This window comes from Methylotenera sp., from assembly GCF_030684185.1.
GTDB lineage: Bacteria > Pseudomonadota > Gammaproteobacteria > Burkholderiales > Methylophilaceae > Methylotenera.
Window position 1 is genome coordinate 150,178 of sequence record NZ_JAUXOY010000016.1, and the last position, 21,328, is coordinate 171,505.

Annotated in this window: 17 protein-coding genes and 1 tRNA gene; 3 read left to right on the forward strand and 15 right to left on the reverse strand. The window is 46.0% G+C overall.

Annotated elements, in window-relative coordinates; all coding sequences use genetic code 11:
* Positions 1–20: 20 nt before the first annotated feature.
* Positions 21–785: a slipin family protein gene (locus Q8J82_RS07515; protein ID WP_304908366.1), complete on the reverse strand. Its 765-nt coding sequence runs from the start codon at positions 783–785 to the stop codon at positions 21–23.
* A 12-nt stretch (positions 786–797) separates the two neighbouring features.
* Positions 798–2,180 carry a nodulation protein NfeD gene (locus Q8J82_RS07520; protein ID WP_305326698.1) on the reverse strand — a complete coding sequence of 461 codons (1,383 nt, stop codon included), beginning with the start codon at positions 2,178–2,180 and terminating at the stop codon, positions 798–800.
* 340 nt (positions 2,181–2,520) lie between these two features.
* Between Q8J82_RS07520 and Q8J82_RS07525 the strand changes: the two genes are divergently transcribed.
* On the forward strand, positions 2,521–2,829 hold the full coding sequence (locus Q8J82_RS07525) for a c-type cytochrome (RefSeq protein ID WP_304908364.1): 309 nt from the start codon (positions 2,521–2,523) through the stop codon (positions 2,827–2,829).
* Positions 2,830–2,896: 67 nt separating this feature from the next.
* On the opposite strand, the gene Q8J82_RS07530 is transcribed toward Q8J82_RS07525, so the two are convergent.
* From Q8J82_RS07530 to hpf, 11 genes are all read right to left on the reverse strand, one after another.
* Complete coding sequence (locus Q8J82_RS07530) at positions 2,897–3,373, reverse strand: hypothetical protein (protein WP_305326697.1); 477 nt, start codon at positions 3,371–3,373, stop codon at positions 2,897–2,899.
* Positions 3,374–3,441: 68 nt separating this feature from the next.
* Positions 3,442–6,102, reverse strand: coding sequence for a calcium-translocating P-type ATPase, PMCA-type (locus tag Q8J82_RS07535; protein WP_304908362.1), 2,661 nt, complete (start codon positions 6,100–6,102; stop codon positions 3,442–3,444).
* 20 nt (positions 6,103–6,122) lie between these two features.
* Positions 6,123–7,058, reverse strand: a complete 936-nt coding sequence (locus Q8J82_RS07540) for a Na/Pi cotransporter family protein (RefSeq protein ID WP_304889893.1) — start codon at positions 7,056–7,058, stop codon at positions 6,123–6,125.
* Between the two features lie 34 nt (positions 7,059–7,092).
* On the reverse strand, positions 7,093–8,097 hold the full coding sequence (locus Q8J82_RS07545) for a sodium:calcium antiporter (protein ID WP_304908361.1): 1,005 nt from the start codon (positions 8,095–8,097) through the stop codon (positions 7,093–7,095).
* Positions 8,094–9,281 (reverse strand): acetate/propionate family kinase, encoded by a 1,188-nt coding sequence (locus Q8J82_RS07550; protein ID WP_305328049.1) that lies wholly within the window; start codon positions 9,279–9,281, stop codon positions 8,094–8,096. The genes Q8J82_RS07545 and Q8J82_RS07550 overlap by 4 nt, the downstream gene beginning before the upstream one ends.
* Complete coding sequence (locus Q8J82_RS07555) at positions 9,269–11,647, reverse strand: phosphoketolase (RefSeq protein WP_304889889.1); 2,379 nt, start codon at positions 11,645–11,647, stop codon at positions 9,269–9,271. The genes Q8J82_RS07550 and Q8J82_RS07555 overlap by 13 nt, the downstream gene beginning before the upstream one ends.
* Positions 11,648–11,760: 113 nt before the next feature.
* Positions 11,761–12,738, reverse strand: coding sequence for a TerC family protein (locus Q8J82_RS07560; protein ID WP_304889897.1), 978 nt, complete (start codon positions 12,736–12,738; stop codon positions 11,761–11,763).
* 37 nt (positions 12,739–12,775) lie between these two features.
* Entirely contained in the window at positions 12,776–13,852 is a 1,077-nt protein-coding gene (locus Q8J82_RS07565) for an AI-2E family transporter (protein WP_304889887.1), read from the reverse strand.
* Between the two features lie 45 nt (positions 13,853–13,897).
* Entirely contained in the window at positions 13,898–14,431 is a 534-nt protein-coding gene (locus Q8J82_RS07570) for a TIGR00645 family protein (RefSeq protein WP_304889886.1), read from the reverse strand.
* Positions 14,432–14,469: 38 nt separating this feature from the next.
* Positions 14,470–15,348, reverse strand: coding sequence for a protease HtpX (htpX, locus tag Q8J82_RS07575; RefSeq protein WP_305328050.1), 879 nt, complete (start codon positions 15,346–15,348; stop codon positions 14,470–14,472).
* Positions 15,349–15,433: 85 nt separating this feature from the next.
* Positions 15,434–15,784, reverse strand: a complete 351-nt coding sequence (hpf, locus tag Q8J82_RS07580; RefSeq protein ID WP_305328051.1) for a ribosome hibernation-promoting factor, HPF/YfiA family — start codon at positions 15,782–15,784, stop codon at positions 15,434–15,436.
* Between the two features lie 120 nt (positions 15,785–15,904).
* Here hpf and nhaR point away from each other — a divergent pair, with 120 nt between their 5' ends.
* Positions 15,905–16,783 (forward strand): transcriptional activator NhaR, encoded by an 879-nt coding sequence (nhaR, locus tag Q8J82_RS07585; protein ID WP_305328052.1) that lies wholly within the window; start codon positions 15,905–15,907, stop codon positions 16,781–16,783.
* Between the two features lie 101 nt (positions 16,784–16,884).
* Here nhaR and Q8J82_RS07590 read toward each other — a convergent pair.
* Both Q8J82_RS07590 and Q8J82_RS07595 read right to left on the reverse strand, forming a co-directional pair.
* Positions 16,885–16,970 (reverse strand) — tRNA-Leu (locus Q8J82_RS07590).
* Between the two features lie 186 nt (positions 16,971–17,156).
* Positions 17,157–18,986 (reverse strand): TolC family outer membrane protein, encoded by a 1,830-nt coding sequence (locus tag Q8J82_RS07595; protein ID WP_305328053.1) that lies wholly within the window; start codon positions 18,984–18,986, stop codon positions 17,157–17,159.
* 404 nt (positions 18,987–19,390) lie between these two features.
* Here Q8J82_RS07595 and Q8J82_RS07600 point away from each other — a divergent pair, with 404 nt between their 5' ends.
* A complete protein-coding gene (locus Q8J82_RS07600; RefSeq protein WP_305328054.1) occupies positions 19,391–21,274 on the forward strand; it encodes a potassium transporter Kup in 1,884 nt (627 codons plus the stop codon).
* The last annotated feature ends 54 nt before the right edge of the window (positions 21,275–21,328 follow it).

A 21,328-nucleotide genomic window follows, 5' to 3' on the forward strand; every position in this document is an offset into this window, starting at 1 on the left:
TTGATGTATTTTGGACTAACTTAAACTTCTTCACGCGGTATTTTACTACGCATCAGCAATTCCAGAAAATCTCCTGGTACCGGGAATACAATCGTATTGGTTCTATCGCCAGCGATGCCGCTCAAGGTTTGCAAATACCGTAGCTGCATAGCTTGCGGCTTGCGCGCTAGAATTTCCGCCGCAGCCAGCAGTTTTTCCGAAGCCTGAAATTCGCCTTCAGCATGAATCACCTTGGCGCGACGCTCACGCTCGGCCTCTGCCTGCTTGGCAATGGCGCGCACCATGGTTTCGTTGATGTCAACATGCTTGATTTCGACATTGGAAACCTTAATGCCCCAGGCGTCGGTCTGAGCGTCCAAGGCTTGCTGGATATCCAGATTGAGGGTTTCCCGCTCGGCCAGCATCTCATCCAGTTCGTGCTTACCCAGCACCGAACGCAGCGTGGTTTGGGAAAGCTGGCTGGTGGCATTCATGTAGTCTTCTACCTGCATAATCGCCTTGGCTGGATCGACCACGCGGAAATACACCACCGCGTTGACCTGAACCGAGACATTGTCGCGCGAGATGACATCCTGACTCGGCACATCAAACACTACTGTGCGCAAATCTACCCGCACCATCTGCTGGATACCCGGGATAAGAATGATTAACCCCGGCCCTTTTACTTTCCAGAAGCGGCCGAGTTGAAACACTACACCACGCTCGTATTCGCGCAAAATGCGCACGCTGGAAGCGATTAGCGCAAAGACCAACATCAAGGCCGTCAGGCCGCCTAGTTCAAACATGGTCATTCTCCTTTAATCTATCGGTTTTACTTCCAAAATCAAATCATGCCGTGCTGTGACCAGAACTTTTGACCCGCGAACGAGCGGCATGCTACTGCGTACTTGCCAGAGTTCACTATGCACGCGCGCCCAGCCTTCGTTTTGCATATCATCAAGCACTTCGCCCTCGGCACCCAGCAGCTCCTCGGACCCTGTTACCACTGGCCGTTTACGGGCACGTATTGCCATACCAACGATAAGGAAAATAAACAGTACAGTAGTGGCAGCTATCGGCACGATTAGCGCCCAGGAAATGCCATAACCTGGTAAATCAGTGTCAATCAGCATTACCGAGCCTATAATAAAAGCAACAACTCCCCCTAACCCCAGCACACCAAAGCTGGGCAAAAATGCCTCCGATACCATAAGTGCAACACCAAGAATAATCAACGCCAGCCCCACATAGCTAATCGGCATGAGTTGTAGCGCAAACAAGGCAAGCAACAGGCAAATTCCGCCCATCACGCCAGGAAACCCCATACCAGGGTTGGAGAATTCATAGATTAGCCCATAAATGCCTAATAGCATCAGGATGTAAGCGATGCCAGGGTCGCCGATTACCGATAGCAACTTGCTGCGCCAGTCAGGTTCGATGCGGGTAACGGTGAGGTTGACAGTATCCAGAGTGATTTCACCGCTGGATAGCTTTACCTTGCGACCGTGGATTTGTTTCAGCAGATCGTCGACATTTTCTGCCACGACATCAACTACCTTGGCCTGCAGGGCCGCTTCGGCGGACAGGCTCACCGCCTCGCGTACTGCACGTTCTGCCCAGTCTGCATTGCGTCCACGTAACTCAGCCAGACTACGTATATAGGCAGCGGCATCATGCACGGCTTTTTTTGTTTTTGCGTCCTGGAGTACACCTTGGGGTGCTACCTGCGTTGCATCCTGAGATGGGGAAGTAGACGCAGGCTTCTCGCCCGACTTGTCTGGTGTGGCGGGTTTTTCAGGCGGAGCGCCTCCGCTGGGGGCTAATTCCACCGGCGTAGCCGCACCTAAATTGGTGGCTGGCGCCATGGCCGCGATGTGGCTGGCATAAAGAATATAGCTGCCTGCGCTGGCTGCGCGCGCACCTTTGGGTGATACATAGGTCGCCACGGGAATAGGCGAGGCAAGAATGGCCTTAATGATGTCACGCATCGAGGTGTCAAGACCACCTGGTGTATCCAGCTCAATTACCACCAAGCGCGCCTGAGCATCCACAGCCTTATTAATACCGCGCACCAGATAATCTGCACTGGCTGGGCTAATGGCACCTTTCACGGTCAGCACGTGTACGCTATCGGCTTGGACTGGCAGGGCGTACAGCAAAAAAAGGAAAACCCAGATAGTTAATTTCAAAATGGTGGCCATGCACCCCCCCTTTTTTTAATGTGAAGCCTTGCACTAAAAGTGTTGTAATCTATTTCGATTCTCTTCCAGCTCTTCACCTTTGCCACCATAAGCTAGGCACAAAGCATATATGCCTTTTCCTCAAATACATTACGTTTATAAACACGCTTTTTAAATTGTAGCCTCATAGCGGCATTTCATCACTACGTGCTAACACGTGTAGTAAGCACTGCAATGACTGACTACAATTAAAAATGGGGCTGGATTATGCAGGCGCTTCCGTAGCCCATTAAGTTAGGAATGTGAAAAGTAGAATATAAATCATACCAAATTTGCAAATCACTTTAACTAAGGAGTAACAATGAAACACCATGCTCTAGGCTTATCTCTATTATTGTTGGCGGGCTGTTCCACACAAGGGAGTGATGCTAGTTCTGCCTCCAAAAACACAGTCGTTAAAGAAAAAGCTCAAGCCTGCGCTACCTGTCATGACCCTAATTTAAAAACGGGCTTTGCAGATGCGCCGCCACTTGCTGGTCGATCTTATGATGAATTAGTGGCAGCAATACAAAAAGTACGTGACTATAAGGCGCCACAGCCGTCGCTAAGGCATGACTTGAGTGATCAGGACGTCAATGACGTCGCTACTTACTTCTCTAACCTTAAATGATTATTTTGTAGCGGCGTAGATAAAAAGCACTCAACCTATGCCGTTGCAAAAATCAGCACTCAAATCACTAAGATTTCACTGGCACCACGTGTACAATCGCTCGGCCTAGGTTATGGTAGATTTTGCCCTTTCGAACAATCGGCCACCATCCATATAAAAAAATCTGCATTGGTCGCCACATGGCAACCCAGCCACCAATGAGCAAACTTTCCTTCAGCAATCTGAGAAAAGTGTTGTTCGCGAAATTGGCAGCAAGGATGTCTGCACCAAGCAGGCACATTGTCAGAAAACCTAGTCCTATCAGAAGGCTGATACGGCCTTCCAGTAAGAGTTGGTGCAAGTTGAGCTTGGACCGTACCGACTTGTACTCAAAGTAGTTATGAATAGCCTCGGTGACCAGCGCAGTGGGGTTTTCCTGTGGCATTTGCTCTATGTGGATAATGATTTTGAAGTGACTGCCCTGCGGAAACTCAAGCGCCCAACTTTCCAGAAACTCTTCCGCATCGGTATCAAGGTTGCGGTGATGGAAAGGCGTCGGATCCATCGAGTTAAATAGCTCCGAAAGCTTGACTATGCGGAGCTCAATCTGGTGAACGGGTGGATGTTTTTTATTCATATACGTTGTGTTCGATATAACCAGCCATGTCGTACCAGCCATTTTTCAATTTCCACTGCAATAAATACAACACTTGATAAGGCAATACAAACAATCAGTTCATTCATGCTTAGTGGTTCAGTTTTAAAAATAGTGTTAAATGCAGGCACGTAGATAGTGGCCATTTGTAGCATAAATGTCACTATTACAGCTGCGGCCAATGGGAGATTAGACAAAATCCCTATGCTAAACAGCGACTCTTTTTCTGAGCGTATCGCCATCACGTGCGCTAATTGAGAAAGTGTTAGCACGGTAAACGCCATGGTTTGCCAGTGTGAAGACCCTGTGTGGTACGCCCAAGCCTGTGCGAATAAAGTAAGTCCCGCCATGAGCAGCCCTACCCATATCATGTGCTGCCACATGCCATGTGAAAACAAACTCTCTTGCGGTGGGCGTGGTGGACGGCGCATCACGCCGCGTTCGGCGGGTTCAGCTGTGAGTGCTAAGGCGGGCAAACCATCGGTCACCAAGTTAATCCACAATATATGGGTGGGTAGCAGGGGTATTGGTAGCCCTAAAAAAGGCGCTAAGAAAATAGTCAATACTTCTGCGGAGTTGGTGGTTACCGCATAGCGAACGAATTTACGAATATTGTCATACAGACGACGACCATAGCGAACCGCGTGAACGATAGTAGCAAAATTGTCATCGAGTAACACCATTCGTGCGGCTTCGCGCGCCACATCAGTCCCACCTTTGCCCATAGCAATGCCAATGTCAGCGGCTTTGAGTGCAGGGGCATCATTGACACCATCGCCAGTCATCGCGACGATTTCTCCCTTATCTTGCAGCGCACGCACGATTTTAATTTTCTGCGCTGGATCAACGCGCGCGTAAACCCGCACTAGTTCAACTTCCGCTTCGAATGTTTTCTCATCCAAGTTGGCTAGTTCAGCACCGGTCATCACTCTACCGTCACTGTCTGCCAATATGCCAAGTTGGTATGCAATCGCGCGTGCAGTGGCTGGGTGGTCACCCGTAATCATCACTGGCGTAATGCCTGCCGATTTGCATAGTGAAACCGCTTCTTTTGCCTCGCTACGCGGTGGGTCAATTAACCCTGCGAAACCGAGAAAAATAAGGTCACGTTCCAGCTCGTCTGGCTGTTCTCCATCGGGTAATGTTTTCCAATGACGATAGGCGAATGCCAGTACGCGCAAGCCATTGGCTGCCATGGCTTCAGCCTGTTGCAACAAAACAGCTTGGTCTATCGCCTGTTCACCACTTGATGTAAGCATATTTTCACATTGTGATACCAGCGCTTCTGGTGAACCTTTGGTATAGGCAATAACACCATCTGCTGTGCGGTGGAATGTGGTCATACGCTTACGTTCAGAATCAAACGCCAGTTCTTTTAGCCTGGGCGCATCATGTTCTAATATGACTTTGTCCCAGCCCGCATCTTTGGCAACGCGTAAAAAAGCAGCCTCCGTCGGTTCGCCTTGTATTTTTCCATGGCTATCAAGGTGTGCGTCATTACTTAATGCCAACGCGTGAAACAAGGTAATCCACGGATTACCTTTGTTTTCGATTAAAGTCTTCTCATCCTGCCATGTGGTACAAAGTTCACCATCCGCATACAGGGTGGTCACGTGCATTTTGTTCTGCGTCAGCGTGCCCGTTTTATCGGAACAGATAAAAGTCACTGAACCCAGCGTTTCAACGGCTGGCAAGCTTTGAATCAGCGCATGCTGCTTGACCATTTTATGCGCGCCCAAAGCGAGTGAAATCGTCACTACTGCTGGCAATGCCGATGGGATGGCCGCCACAGCCAAACTCACTGAAGTCATAAACATGAGTAGCAGCGGTTCCCCGCGTGTGATGCCAATAATAAACACCAACACGCAAATAGTAAGTGCCGCGAGTGATATCCACTTACCAAAGCCAGCCAGACGTTTTTGTAACGGCGTTTTGCTATCGTCACCTTCGCTTAGTAAAGTGGCGATTTTACCCAGTTCGCTTTGCATGCCGGTGGCGATGACTAGACCGCGTCCACGCCCATAGGTCACAATCGTGCCTTTATAGGCCAGGCAAGTTTTATCGCCTAAAGGCGCGTCAACCACAGATAGCGGATGGATTTGTTTCTCAACTGCGACGGATTCGCCTGTGAGTGCTGACTCATCTATCCTGAGTTGCGCCGCCTCAACGAGTCTGAAATCTGCTGGCACCACGTTACCAGCTTCTAGTAGCACCACATCGCCCGGCACAAGTTCGGACGCGTTTACGGTTTCCACTTGCCCATCACGCAACACGCGCGCGCTGGCTTCAGACATACGCTTTAACGCTGCCATTGCACGCTCTGCTCGAAATTCCTGTACAAAGCCAACGGCCGCGTTAAGAATCACGATAACGATGATAAAGATGGTGTCGCCAATATCACCCACAAAGCCAGAAATAATGGCCGCCACAATGAGCACTATAATCATGAATTCAGTGAATTGGTCGAGTAGCATACGCCAAGGTGAACGCCTGCGCTTTTCATGCAAGGCATTTGGTCCGTGGCGAGCTGTACGCTCCGCCACTTGTGCCGCATTTAATCCAGTTTGATGATTGGTTTCAAGGTTTTTTGCAACCTCATTAGCTGTTAGTGTGTGCCAATGATGATGATGATTTTTCATGTTTGCTTAATCCAATGCATTCAGAGTCCTCGATTTAGCCAGCGGCTTAATACTGGCCATGTGTGTGGAAGGATGATCAGCGCGACGATAGCCGCAGTTAGGTTAAATAAAGTATGCACCAGCGCTACTTGTTGGTCAGCGGCAATATCCAGCGTAAGAATAACACCGATCACTGGTTGTAGAAGTGTGGCAAATAACAGCACGCCGAGTATATTGAAGCTGGTATTGAGTAAGGCAAGTTTGCGTGAAAGCGTGTCTAACGCAGCGCTTGCCAGTAATGCCGTTGATGTAGTACCGATGTTAGCGCCAGCTATTAGCCACACTGCTACTTCTGGCGCGATGAGGCTTTGCTGTACCGAGAGTACTGCCAGCCCGGTGACGACAGATGATGATTGCACTAAAGCTGTCAATAAGGCTGCAAACAGCAAAGCCAATACAGGTGACGAAAGTAGTTCATGCCAATCAGCCAGTGCTGGGCTATTAGCTAGTGGTGCCAGTGCCTGCGAGATTAAATCTAACGCTAAAAACACCAGCCCAAAATAAAATAGCACCTTGCCATAGGGGCGCCATGGTCTAGGTCCAGCGAGTGACCATAGCCCACCGAGTGTCACGAATACTGGTCCCAATCCTACAATTTTATATGCCACTAGCCAAGCGGTAAGTGTTGTACCCACGTTGGCACCAATCATGACGGCAAATGCGCCTCTGTCAGTCAACGTGTGCTTATGCGCCAAGCCCATGGCCATCGCTGTAACAGCCGATGACGATTGTACCAGTGCCGTGCAGACGCTACCCACGATTGCACTATATACATCGGTACGCGTTAATTTGCGGAGTATTTCGCGTAGGCGTTCTCCGCCTAGGCGCGTTACCTCCTCCGAAAATGAAGCCAAGCCATGCAGAAACAGCATAATGGCGGCAACGATAGAAAAAATCCAAGTGAGAAATGGTGTCATAAAAGTTGTTTTACCTCCATTTTATTGAGCATGTTTACTGGCCGTGTTGAAATAGAATCCATGTATTGAGGATATAGAACAACAGTAAGCCTAGGCTAATCCAAGTAAGTTTTAATAAAGCAGGCCGTTGCGGGCGGAAAATAAAGCCAACGATTGCGAGCGTACTCATCATTACCGCCGTAAATGCTGTGAGCGCATGACTGCTATCAACGTTACTGAGTAGGGCGCCTTTAGTGTAAAACAGGTCATCTACTGCCAAGTAAATGATGTTGAATAAATTACTGCCCAATAAGTTGGCAATGGCCATATCCAGCGCACCGATGCGTAATGCTGAAATTGTGACGACTATTTCAGGCGCAGAGGTTACGGCGGCCACTAGCAATGTGCCAACGAAGCTTTGCCCCCAACCCATTAATTCGGCAATATCTTTAGCCACAAAAGGCAACCAGGTGCCTGCTGCGACCACGGCTAGCGCTGCTAAAGTGAAGCCTGTAATCGCTTGCCGTAAGGTGGTATGTGGATAGCGTTCTATGGAGGCTTCGGTGTATGCGTCCAGTGTGCGCTGTTCGTAACGATGTACGGCACGTATCGCCACAAAATAGGTCAGCACAAAAAATGGTGTATACAGCCCGATATGACCTATTACGGGGCTGATGCCTGCATTATCGAGCAGTAAGCTGAACCCTGCAAAAGCAATCATTAGTGCGCCCAATGCGGCGGATAAAATATGCCCTTGTGCAGCACGACTATAAATAGTTTCGCGCTGATAAAGCGCATCCAGTATGACCAGAAAACCGAGATTGAATACTGTACTGCCCAGTGCATTGCCGACAGCGATATTGGGCGCATCGGCCCACGCCACAGCAGAGATGCCTGTGATGAGTTCTGGTAAAGAGGTGGCGGTCGATAATAAGATAAGCCCCACCCATGAGGCGGACATGCCGGTTTTTTCAGCAATAATGTCGCCATAACGTGAGAGAAAATAACCAGCATAACCAATGACGGCAAGGCAAACAGAAAATTTCAGCCAAAGTATCATAATAGTTGGTTACTCAACATAATTGTTAACCTTGCGATTTCAGCTTCTTCATCGGCTGGGATGATTAAAACTGTTTTTGATGATGCGGTACTTATTGTAGTTAAGTGCGCCTGATTGGCTTCTTGGTTCAAGTTGAATCCAAGAAAACCCAGTGGCTCGCAAATTAAAGTTCGAACGTGCGCAGAATGCTCGCCAATACCGCCAGTAAATATCAGTGCATCAATACCGCCGGACTTTGCGGCATAACTGCCTATGGCAGCACGCACTTGGCGCGCGAAGTATTCCACCGCAAACTTAGCCGCTTTGCTACTACTTTTTACCAACACCGACATTTCGCTACTTTCACCATCCGACAGGGCTAATAATCCCATTTGCTGATAAACCAATTTGGACAGCTCTGCATCGCCATAACGCTTGGCGAGCTCTAACATCACACCAGGATCCATATCGCCGCCTCGGGTTCCCATTGGGATTCCGCCAGCGGGGCTATAGCCCATACTGGTATCTACCGAGCACAAGTTTTCCATTAAACATAGGCTAGCACCGTTACCGAGATGCGCTACAACGATACGACCTTTAGCAGCTTCACCCAAGTATTCAGGCAATTGACGAGCCACATGCGCGTAGTTAATTCCATGAAAGCCATAGCGGCGTAGTTTGAGTGCCTGCGGAATCGGCAAGCGGTAGGCTATCTCTGGCAATGTCGCATGAAAGGCTGTGTCAAAGCAGGCAATCTGTGGGCAGTTGAATTGCTTGGCACACAAATCTACGCCAAGCAAATTGCTTGGCATGTGCAACGGTGCAAGATGGGTAATACTTTCCAGTCGCGCACGCTCCTCCTTATCAATCAGTCGCACGGCATCTGTAACGTCTCCGCCATGTACAAATCGATGCCCAATCAATGTTGGCTGTGCATTACCTAAGTCACTCAGTAATGCATCAAATGCATTTGCATGATTTTGAAAATGGTCCTGACCAATATGTTCATAGCGAAAATCCCGCCGCTCGTCATTAGCTAAAAATAAACTTGCCTTAAGGCTGGACGAGCCACTGTTAATCGTCAGTATGCTTATCACCTTGTTACTTTTTAAATTGTTGCTATTCAATTTTTTTAGTTCAGCTTTGTTTAGGTCGGCTTTGTTTAGGTCGGCTTTGTTTAGTTCGGCTTTGTTTAGCTCGGCCACGTCCAGCTATCTTCCTCTGGCAAATCAACACCGTATTCATAAGCATATTGACGGCACTCAATCTGCCTGTTGCGTAATTTTTCCTGAACATGCGCACCAATTATCTGCAGGCTAGGAATGCGGTTAATAGCGTCAATGGCCAAGCTAAAACGGTCAATCTCGTTCTGAATCGCCAGCTCCAACGGTGTGTTAATACTTCCTTTTTCCTTATAACCGCGCACATGCAAATTATCGTGATTGGTGCGACGATAAGTAAGGCGATGAATCAGGTATGGGTAGCCGTGAAAATTAAAAATAATCGGCTTATCCACTGTAAACAAACTATCAAAATCACAATCAGAAAGACCGTGCGGGTGCTCATTTTTTGGCGTCAGTTTATAAAGATCGACTACATTGATAAATCTAATCTTAAGCTGTGGAAAGTGTTCTCGCAGCAATACTGTGGCTGCCAATGCCTCTTTGGTGGGAATGTCACCGGCACATGCCATCACCAAATCAGGTTCGGCGCCTTCATCATTACTAGCCCATTCCCATATACCAACACCCTTGGTGCAATGCGTAATGGCCGCATCCATATCCAGATACTGTAGATGCTTCTGCTTGTCGCAAACGATAACGTTGATGTAATCTGTGCTGTTCAGGCAATGATTGGCCACGGATAGCAGGCAGTTCACATCTGGCGGCAAATAGATGCGCGTTACTTCCGGGCTTTTATTCACGACAATATCAAGAAAGCCTGGATCCTGATGGGTAAAGCCATTGTGATCCTGCCGCCAGACCGTAGACGTAATCAGCAAGTTAAGTGAAGAAACTGGTGCGCGCCAAGGCACTACTTTAGACATGGCTAGCCATTTAGCATGCTGATTGAACATAGAATCAATGACATGCACAAAAGACTCATAAGTAGAGAAAAACCCATGTCGTCCCGTGAGTAAATAGCCTTCTAACCAGCCTTCTACCGTATGCTCGGATAGCATCTCCATCACCCGTCCATCTGGCGACAGTTCTCCACCATCGGCATCTTCTGGCAAATAGTCGGCTAGCCAGGTTTTTTTGCTGACTTCGTAAATATCATCTAGTTTATTAGAGCTGTTTTCATCAGGCCCAAACACACGAAAGTTATGCATATTTTGACGCATAATATCTCGCAAAAACTTGCCTAACGGCTTTGTATTTAGGGCTGACACCTTGCCTGGGGCATCCAAAGCCAGTGCATATTCATTAAAGTCCGGCATTCGTAAGGCCTTGCGCAACAAACCACCATTGGCATGCGGGTTAGCACTCATTCGGCGGTTACCAACTGGCGCGAGGGCTTTGAGTTCTGGCCGAAACTTGCCAGTGTCATCAAACAAATTTTCTGGCTGGTAACTGCGCAACCAAGATTCTAATTTTTTTAAATGTTCCGGGTTGTCTTTAATGTTGCTCATAGGCACTTGGTGGGCGCGCCAAAAACCTTCCACCTTATGGCCATCCACTTCTTTTGGTCCAGTCCAGCCTTTCGGGCTACGCAACACAATCATCGGCCAACGTGGACGCGTGGGTTTACCGCTGTCGCGTGCTTCTTTCTGTATGCGCTGTATTTCGTTTACACATATTTCCAGCGTGGCTGCCATCGCCTGATGCATGATGTCAGGATCACTGCCTTCTACAAAGTAAGGCGTCCAGCCGTATCCAATAAATAAGTTTTCCAGTTCTTCATGTGAAATGCGCGAAAGAATGGTCGGATTATTAATTTTATAGCCATTAAGATGCAAAATAGGCAACACTGCGCCATCACGGATGGGATTTAGAAACTTATTAGAATGCCAGGAAGTGGCAAGCGGGCCTGTCTCGGACTCACCGTCACCCACCATCACAGTCACCAACAAATCGGGGTTGTCATAAGCCGCGCCAAAGGCATGAGAGATGCTATAACCTAACTCGCCGCCTTCGTGAATCGAGCCTGGCATTTCAGGTGTGCAGTGACTGCCAATTCCACCAGGAAATGAGAACTCTTTAAAAAACTGGCGCAGACCCTGTTCATCCTCACCCTTATTTGGATAAACCTCGCTGTAAGTGCCTTCCAGATAAGCTGGGCCGAGTACGCCTGGTGCGCCGTGACCAGGGCCTGCAAGAAAAATGGCATTCAAGTCATACTTTTTTATCAGGCGATTTATGTGAATGTAAGCAAAACTTAAACCGGGGCTTGAGCCCCAATGCCCCAGCAAACGCTGCTTGATATGCTCTGATTTAAGCGGTTCTTTTAGTAATGGATTGCTACGCAGATAAATCATGCCAGCAGACAGATAGTTGCTGGCACTCCAATATTTGTGAATAGCATCCAGCTCTAGCTCAGATAATGGCTTAATCGTTTGCAGGGTAGTCATCTGTCAGTCTCCTATACAGTTCATGTGGCTGATGTTACCTATCACCTATAAGATTAACTTGCGATAAATCAATGATACTCTAGATTATACAAACAACTTTTGCATATTTATGACTATTGAATGCTATCCATTTCTTTTGGTTTACGGCTAGCAAGCAGGCTCAACATGATGCTAGTGCCCAATACCGCTATCACCACACCTAGCGATACCGCAACTGGAATCTTGAACCAATCGACTATCAGCATTTTAGTACCCACAAAGATTAATACCACAGCCAGGCCATATTTGAGCAAATGGAATCGATCGGCCATATCTGCAAGTAAAAAATACAGTGCACGCAAACCAAGAATGGCAAAGATGTTGGAAGTAAAGACGATAAACGGGTCGCTGGTCACAGCAAAAATAGCCGGGATACTATCCATCGCAAATACCACGTCTGAGATTTCAATCAGCACTAGCACCAAGAACATAGGTGTGAACCAACGCACACCTTTATCAACAATCCAGAATTTATCACCGTGATAACCATCAGTAATACGCACATGACTGCGCAGCCATTTCAATAGTGGGTTTTTAGCAAGGTCAGGCTCATGGTCAGCGAAAATAAACATCTTAATACCAGTAATCAGTAAAAATGCTCCGAACAAATACAACACCCAATGAAACTGTGCAATTAACCAGGCACCCAGCAATATCATCAAAGCGCGCAACACAATCGCACCCAGCACGCCATATACCAGTATTCGTTTCTGAAATTCCAGTGGTACGGCAAAATAGCTGAAAATCATGACAAAAACAAAAATGTTATCCATAGCCAAGGTTTTTTCCAGCAGATAGCCTGTTAAATACTCCATCACCTTGGTATCGGCCACATCACGACCAGCGGTGTGATCCAGCCATCCCCATAGCACACCGCCAAATAACAGTGCTAGCGTAAACCAGACCAATGACCAAACCAGCGCTTCTTTTGCACCGACTTTATGTGCACCTTTGCGTCCTAATGCAACCATATCAATAGCTAACATGGCGACCACAAACACGCCAAAACCTACCCACATCCACCAAGAACCTATTGTTTGTAATTCGCCCATCAATTTCTCATTCCTTTATTTGTCATTGTAATTTTGATTAGATTAACTCAGCCTTATCATCTGTTACTTCTTCTTCCAAATGCGCGGCCCACTCACGCCATACTGCCCATATCACCGCAAGCACAATTGGGCCTATAAACAAGCCAACCAAACCAAAAGCCAAAAGACCGCCTAGCACTCCAAACAGCACAAACAAAAATGGTATCGGGCTAACGCTGCTAATAAACAAAGGGCGCAGAAAGTTATCTATCTGGCTAACCACCACCGCACCCCATATCCACACGCCAATGGCAGCGCCGGTATCCCCTTGTAGCAATAGCCAGAGCCCTGCCGCTCCCCAAGCTAAAGGTGTGCCAAATGGAATGAGTGCTAATATCATGGTCAGAACACCAAACATCACCGGCGATGCCAACCCGGCAACCCAATAACCTAATCCAGCGACTATGCCTTGCACTAAAGCCGTCAATAAAATACCGTAAACGACGGCACGCGCAGTCGTGCCAACTGCGTGCAAATAATCATGTACTTGCGCGCCAATAAATCGTTCCAGCACATGGCGCAGTTCTCGAACAATACGTACGCCATCGCGGTAGAAAAAAAACAAAATCACTATTACAAAAATCAGTTTCACCAAATTTTTCCCTACACCACCCGCCAGAGTGGTGAGGTCATTTGTATGCGCAGCAAGCCACGCTTTAATGACAGACGAAACACCTTGTGGATTAGCCACAAGAGTGGCTTGTTGATGCACCAGCCAATCACCCAACCAAGGCAGACCGCGAAATGCTTCAGGCACCGGTGGAGGATTAGTCAGAAAATCTTGCAGCACAGGGTAAGTGTTACTCAGCTCTTGCTGTGCCAGCCAAACCAGCCAGATTAAAGGCAGAAACAGCGTTAACGCGACTAACGCTGTTGAAAGGCTCGCTGCCAGCGTGTCACGGTTTTTGCACCAACGACGAATCCTTGAAGCCACAGGCCAAGAGGCATAAGCCAACACCCCCGCCCAGGCAATTGGCGCTAGAAACGGCGTAACCACCATGAACGCAAGTAATAATAATCCACCCAGCGCAAGCCATGGCACAATGCGGCGACTAAAAGGCATGTAGTCTTTCAAACCATCTCATTCAAATTAAGTCTATCAAACAGCTTCTTTCTACCCTTATTTATCTTTGCTTGCATGGTTACCGCCAGCAATACGATCCATGACTGCAAACATGACACCTGAGAATACCAGAGTCAAATGTATACCCACCAGCCAAGCTAATTGGTAATTACCATTTTCAGAGGCCAAAACTTCTTTCACATTGATAAAATATTTCAGCAGTTCAATACCTGAAATGGCCACAATAGAACCTATCAATTTCAGCTTCAGGTCAGCGAAACTCACATGGCCCATCCAGTCTGGCCTATCTTCATTATCGCCGGTATCAATTTTAGAGACGAAATTCTCATAACCCGCAAAAATGATAATTAGCAGCAAGTTGGCAACCAGCGTGATGTCTACAAGAGTAAGTATTCCGAGCAAAGCTGCGCTGCTGTCACCAGAAAACACCACCGGCAATATTGCAAAAAACGCTTTACCAAACTTTACCAATAACAATCCAATACCCGCAATCAGGCCAATATAGAAAGGCACCAGTAGCCAGCGACTAGCGAACATAAAGTGTTCAATAGCGTGTTCAATACGTTTCATTTTTGTGTTTTCCTGCATAAGCACTTTCTATAATAAGTTTACGTGCTACTACGCAACGCGGCAATTCGCTCTTCTAAACTAGGGTGCGTGGTAAATAACTTTTTAAAACCGCTTGCCCCGCCGCCTGATATACCCGAAGCCGCCATTTGTTCAGGCAATACTGAAGGTTCATGCTCGGCTTGTAGACGCTCTAATGCAGCGATCATTTTTTTTGAGCTAGATAGTTTTGCCGCACCCGCATCCGCCCGGAATTCACGCTGGCGTGAGAACCACATTACAATAATTGATGCCAATATGCCTAGAACGAATTGAGCAATCATCATGGTGACAAAGAATGCTGGGCCAGTACCTTTTTCAGTTTTGAATATAATTTTGTCCACTGCATAGCCGATGACACGCGAGAGGAACATGACAAAAGTATTCACTACGCCCTGAATCAAAGTCAGCGTCACCATATCCCCATTGGAGATATGCGACACTTCATGCGCCAGCACCGCTTCGGCTTCATCTTTGCTCATTTTGTTGAGCAAACCGGTAGAAACTGCTACAAGCGAGCTATTTTTGGTCATCCCCGTAGCAAAAGCGTTAACTTCAGGCGAGTCGAACACAGCGACTTCCGGCATTTTAATTCCCACCATATCTGCCTGTGCACGCACCGTTTTCATTAGCCAGATTTCCGTCGGTGTACGTGGTTCTTCTATCACCACTGCACCAGACATGCGTTTAGCTGACCACTTGGACATCGCCAGCGAGATGAAAGCACCGCCAAAACCCATAATCGCAGCAAAAGCCAGCAAGTTACCTAAATCAAGGCCGTTCTCATTCAAATACGGCTCTACGCCTAGTATGCGCATGGTGACAGAAAGCACCAGCATAATGGCAATGTTAGTAGCTAAAAAATAGATGATACGTTTCATTACAAACTCCATAATATAAAATATTGAGGCTTAAAATTAAATTGCGCTTACCTCAGGCCGAAATTTTTACAAATATTAAACTTAATTATTCTTCATCAGCTAACTTGATGGTGGCAGAATCATGTGAATATTGACGCAAACGCTCAAGGCGTCTCACTAGAGTGCGCTCACAGCGGTCACTTGCACGATCAATAGCAACATAAAGATCAGCTTCAGTATCTTCTATCACAATGTTATTTTGACCAACCAACGCAAGGTTAATCTGGCATCTTTTATCAATACCACCTCGTGGTCCATTAATGTCCGCCAAACTCACCCTTGCATGAATGATTTGCCCATCGTTACGATCAAGCGCAAATTGCATGCGCTGAGTAGTGTAGTGTCGAATACCCTCAGTGATGGAAAAACCGTTTGTTTGAATATCAAGTTGCATCATTGTCTCCGTATGTAAAAAATGGTCGCGCTTAATACGGATGTATATTAGATGAATCAATATATCATAAAAATATGTAATATACTGATTGATAGCTCGTAAAAAAAGGATGATTAATAGGCAATGCTTAACTACAAACAACTACATTACTTTTGGCGTGTAGCCCGCTCTGGTAGCATTGCACGTGCCAGCGAGCAGCTGGATCTTGCGCCTCAAACGCTCAGCGGTCAGATTGGCCTGCTGGAAAATTCGTTAAAGACCACACTGTTTCGCAGGGTTGGACGAGGCTTAGAATTGACCGAGACCGGTAGATTAGCATTGTCATACGCAGAAGAGATTTTTGAAATTGGCGCAGAAATGGAACAAGCCTTGAGCGGCGGCACCGTCAAGCTTCCAACACAATTTCGCGTCGGCATTGCTGACGTGATGCCTAAATCAATTGTTTACAAACTTCTAGCCCCAGCAATGTCACTGGCAGAACCTATTAAAATTATATGTAAAGAAGATAAGCTAGAGCGCTTACTGGCTGATTTGGTAATACACCGTTTAGATTTGGTGTTGTCTGACCGTCCAATGCCAGCTGACATCAACATCAAAGGTTACAGTCACAAACTAGTTGAATGCGGGGTAAGTTTTTTTGCAACGCCAACATTGGCTAAACAATATAGCAAAGACTTCCCCGCCAGCCTTAATCAAGCCCCATTATTGGTACCAAACCTAGATACAGCAATGCGAGGAAGGCTTATACGCTGGCTAGACATGCAACGCATACGCCCAAGAATAGTAGGTGAATTTGACGACAGCGCACTAATGAAAGCCTTTGGACAGGCGGGGATTGGAATCTTTACTGCGCCAACTATGATTGCCGATGAGGTAGAACACCAACATGGGGTAGTGTCGATAGGCCAAACAAATGAAATACTTGAACGGTTTTACGCCATCTCTGTTGAGCGCCGCTCCAGCCATCCAGCTGTCATTGCAATCAACTCAGCCTCTATTTAGCTGGCAAAACTTACCTAGACTGGTGCAAATTTACCCATTAAGAAACGGATACGCGAAATAAAAAAAGGCACTTGAATCAAGTGCCCAGTTTTATACAGGATTGGTGCCCGGAGCCGGAGTCGAACCGGCACACCCATAAGGCGAGAGATTTTAAGTCTCTTGTGTCTACCAATTTCACCACCCGGGCGGATAGCAGGTCTACATCAAATTGCGGAGCGTATTCTAACACTTTACTTTGCTTTTTTATAAGCAAAAATATGCTTTTTTATATAAATACTGCAAAAATTAACAAAAAGTTTTACTTGACTTGATACAAACCAAAAAAAGCGGAAACCTAGGCTTCCGTTCAGGTCACCAGGAAGATAATTTATTTCTACTGGCGAATCAACTCAACACGACGATTTACAGCATTTCCTTCTTTAGGATCATTCTCGGCGATTGGCTGACTGAACCCATAACCTTTTGCGGTTAGACGGTTAGCATCCACGCCTTTTTTCACCACATACTCAAGCACTGCTTTTGCACGCTTTTCTGATAATGCCTGATTATAATCAGCTTTTGAAGTGTCGCGCTGATCTGTATGTCCTGCGATTTCAACACTTGAATCACCCCATTCTTTTAGCGTGATAATTGCATTATCTAAAACCGGATATGATACTGCTTTGATTCTGGCGCTGTTTATCTCAAATTGAACATCTGGCACCACCTTATTGGCAAGTGGTTTAATTTCTATTTTTGCTGGTTCTGGTGTTTTAAGTGTAGTTAATGTTGAGCTTAATGGTTTTGCATTGGCCAAAAGTTCAGCTTTATCTACAACAACTTGGACTGGTGCTATTGCTTGGCACACATTTTCATTGTCCATATAGCTTTCACGCTTGTATTCTGGCAAACCACCGCGAGCCGCACCAATTTTATTTAACAACTCACCTTGTCCAGCGTATGTTCTGGCGTATGCCGTTTGAATATCAAATTGTGTGTTGGTTAATGATCGTTTTGCTTGAAAGTATTCATTTTCAGTATCTAACAAATCCAGCAACGTGCGCTGACCGATGTCGAATTGTTTACGATAGGCTTCACGCGCATTTTCGATAGAGTTTTTATGGTTTGTACGATATTTTTCTTGCTCTTTAAGCTGCTGAATATCGTTGTATGCAATTACCACAATCTGACGCGTATCTACACAGGCTTTATCACGCAAGTCTTTGGAGTTGTTTAACTTTTCTGCAGTCATTTTAACTGCGTTCTGATCAGAAAAACCATTGAATAAATTGAAATTCATGGTGAGTTCAAGCAAATCAGCGGCACTTGAGCTGTAACGACCATCTGAACTTACGCCTAGATTTTTACGTGCCTGCAAATCCAACTTGGGCATATAACGCGCTTCTCTCGTTTTTATCTCATTTTTACTTGCCTGAATGTCTTCAATGGTTGAAAGCAAGTCAGGATTTTGATTGTAAGCCACTTTTAATGCTTCAGCTGAAGTGGGTTCTACACCTGCATTAAAAAAAGTAGGTGCTTCTAAGGTTTCTGGCGGCAATTCGCCATACAATCTTTGTAAGCGTGCCGTTACATCGTGCAAATTGGTTGTTTCAGTCAGTAAGTTGGCTTCTGCTAAGGCCAAACGTCCTGAGGCTTGCTCTAGGTCAACTTTTCGAGCAACACCCGCATTGACACGCTCTTGAATACGATCAAAAAGTTGTTTGTGTACGACATAGTTATCTTTTGCAAACTGACTTAGCTCGCGATAGCGCATTGTGTCGATATAAGCACGCATAAATTCAAGCGTGGTGTTTTGCATGGTACTTTGTAGCTCGTAATAACGCACACGATTGGCGTGGCCCAAACGCTTAACTTCATTACTAGTAGCAAAGCCATCAAAAATCATTTGCCTTAACACCAGTTCATTATTAAAGCGGGGAATGCTTGTACCATCAGCCGGTTTGAGTAACTCCTCCTGCTTTCTGTAAGTTGAGACTATATCGGCTTTAGGTAAAAAACCACCGCGCACGACATCTTGTTCAAACCCGGATTCTAAAAAACGGTGATATCGCGACTGCACTTCAGGGTTTGAAGTGACGGTTTTCTCAACCATTTCTTTCAAGGTAACGAAAGGCTCTGCGGCATAAGCAGCATTACTTAGCGCAACACCTGCGCCGGAAGCCAATACTAAGGCAATTAATTTGTATTTAAAATTATTATTCAAAACATTTTTTCCTTAAAAACTCACGCAATTTCGGACAACTATCAGACATACTCACAAGTATAAAAACTACATCACTTAAAACTTTAATTATCATCAAAGCCAAATTCACGCTGAATGTTACATTCATTGAGTTATTTAATCAATAAACACTTGTTTTACTTGAACAATATCCTTGATTATTAACAATAATTTACAGTTTCTAGCATGCATCCTAATTTGTAAGCCTTAACATTAAGCGTCACTCAAAGTGAGTTAGCTCAAACTTTACAATATAGCCAGCACGGAATATTCTAAGAAATTCTATATTTGCATCCTGCTCATTTATAAATTCAGAAGAAATCTGTTGGTTTAGTATTTAAGTTGCATGATAATAGCTGTCCTACTTAAATACATCCTTCATTTTAATGTCATCTCCTACTGGCAGTAAAACCAAGCTTTCTGCACTCACCTTAGCTGCTTTAGGCGTGGTATTTGGTGATATCGGCACCAGCCCTTTGTACACCATTAAAGAGGTGTTCTCCGTTAGCACCCATCCTGTACCGCTGACTGAAGCCAATATGTACGGCATTCTGTCACTGATTGTTTGGGCGCTCATTATGGTGGTATCTGTAAAATATGTAGCTTTTATCATGCGGGCTGACAACCGTGGCGAGGGCGGCATTATGGCTTTACTGGCTCTAGCTAGCCAAAGTGCCGCAGGCGATCTAAAAAAACAACACATAGTAATGTTGTTAGGTATCTTAGGAGCGTGCATGTTTTATGCTGACGGCATGATTACTCCTGCCATTTCGGTGCTATCAGCGATAGAAGGTTTAGAACTGGCCGCACCAATACTACACCCAATGATATTGCCAATTACGCTGATAGTACTGTTCGTTTTGTTTTGGGCACAAAGCAAAGGTACAGCATTAGTCGGTGCCTTTTTTGGCCCAGTGATGCTACTTTGGTTTGGTACTTTGGGAGTTTTAGGTATACAAGGCATTATGCAACACCCTGCCATTTTGCACTCGCTCAATCCAATCTATGCTGTTCAATTTTTCGCAGTAAGTCCGTGGATTGCCTTTGTGGCTTTGGGTGCCGTGGTGCTTGCGGTGACTGGCGCTGAAGCATTATATGCAGACATGGGGCATTTTGGTCGAATTCCCATTCGTTTAGCTTGGTTTGGTTTTGTACTGCCCGCATTAATTCTTAACTACTTTGGACAAGGTGCACTGGTATTATTAAATCCTGAAACCATCAAAAACCCCTTCTACCTGCTTGCACCTGAATGGATGCTATATCCACTCATCGTATTAGCAACGCTAGCCGCGGTAATCGCCTCACAAGCGGTCATTACCGGCGCATTTTCCGTCTCTCGCCAGGCCTTACAGCTTGGCTATTTACCCCGTATGCATGTAGAGCACACGTCTGAAAGCCAAGAAGGTCAGGTTTACATGCCTCGTGTAAACTGGCTTTTAATGCTTGCCGTCATGGCGCTGGTGTTGAGTTTTAAATCATCAGGTAATTTGGCTGCGGCTTACGGAATTGCGGTAACAGGCGACATGGTCATCACCACATTACTAGCTGGCTTTGTATTCCGTCATATATGGGGCTGGAGCAAGCTACGTACTGGCGCATTGGTTGCCATGTTTTTAACGGTTGATGTTGCCTTTTTTAGTGCAAACGTACTAAAAATACCAGATGGCGGCTGGGTACCGCTTGTCATAGGCATAGTCATTTTCACCTTAATGCTGACCTGGAAAACAGGACGTGCCATGGTGTATACAAGGCTTAAAAATGAAGCAATGGAATTAGACCCTTTCATCGAAGCCATAGGCGCACATCCGCCTACACGTGTGCCTGGCACAGCGATATTTATGACCCCTAACCCGGACGGTGTGCCTCACGCCATGCTGCACAATTTAAAGCATAATAAGGTGTTACATGAAAGAATGGTGATTCTAACGGTTAAGTTTTTAGACTATCCACACACATTGGATGAAGAGCGTGTCAAATTAGAAATTCTTCCGCATGAGTTTTATAAAGTAACCGTGCAATATGGCTTCAAAGATGAGCCTGATTTACCACGCGACCTATTGTTATGCGCAGATAAAGGGTTAGTATTAAACGAAATGGATACTTCATTTTTCATAGGCAAAGAGAGTCTTATTGCTAGCGGCAAATCCGGCATGTCCTTTTGGCGTAAAAAAATCTTCATTGGCTTGTTCAGAAGTGCTGAAACCATTACCAATCAATTTAAACTACCGCCTAACCGCGTCATAGAACTTGGCTCTCAATTAAAAATTTAACTTTATCCATTTTTCTCATTCAACCATTTTTAATGCTAATTCGTTAAATTAGGC

Excerpts from the sequence above, each read along its gene's own strand:
- Q8J82_RS07515 (WP_304908366.1), bottom strand. The coding sequence starts at position 785 with ATGTTTGAACTAGGCGGCCTGACGGCCTTGATGTTGGTCTTTGCGCTA.
- Q8J82_RS07520 (WP_305326698.1), bottom strand. The coding sequence starts at position 2,180 with ATGGCCACCATTTTGAAATTAACTATCTGGGTTTTCCTTTTTTTGCTG.
- Q8J82_RS07525 (WP_304908364.1), top strand. The coding sequence starts at position 2,521 with ATGAAACACCATGCTCTAGGCTTATCTCTATTATTGTTGGCGGGCTGT.
- Q8J82_RS07530 (WP_305326697.1), bottom strand. The coding sequence starts at position 3,373 with ATGGATCCGACGCCTTTCCATCACCGCAACCTTGATACCGATGCGGAA.
- Q8J82_RS07535 (WP_304908362.1), bottom strand. The coding sequence starts at position 6,102 with ATGAAAAATCATCATCATCATTGGCACACACTAACAGCTAATGAGGTT.
- Q8J82_RS07540 (WP_304889893.1), bottom strand. The coding sequence starts at position 7,058 with ATGACACCATTTCTCACTTGGATTTTTTCTATCGTTGCCGCCATTATG.
- Q8J82_RS07545 (WP_304908361.1), bottom strand. The coding sequence starts at position 8,097 with ATGATACTTTGGCTGAAATTTTCTGTTTGCCTTGCCGTCATTGGTTAT.
- Q8J82_RS07555 (WP_304889889.1), bottom strand. The coding sequence starts at position 11,647 with ATGACTACCCTGCAAACGATTAAGCCATTATCTGAGCTAGAGCTGGAT.
- Q8J82_RS07560 (WP_304889897.1), bottom strand. The coding sequence starts at position 12,738 with ATGGGCGAATTACAAACAATAGGTTCTTGGTGGATGTGGGTAGGTTTT.
- Q8J82_RS07570 (WP_304889886.1), bottom strand. The coding sequence starts at position 14,431 with ATGAAACGTATTGAACACGCTATTGAACACTTTATGTTCGCTAGTCGC.
- htpX (WP_305328050.1), bottom strand. The coding sequence starts at position 15,348 with ATGAAACGTATCATCTATTTTTTAGCTACTAACATTGCCATTATGCTG.
- hpf (WP_305328051.1), bottom strand. The coding sequence starts at position 15,784 with ATGATGCAACTTGATATTCAAACAAACGGTTTTTCCATCACTGAGGGT.
- nhaR (WP_305328052.1), top strand. The coding sequence starts at position 15,905 with ATGCTTAACTACAAACAACTACATTACTTTTGGCGTGTAGCCCGCTCT.
- Q8J82_RS07600 (WP_305328054.1), top strand. The coding sequence starts at position 19,391 with ATGTCATCTCCTACTGGCAGTAAAACCAAGCTTTCTGCACTCACCTTA.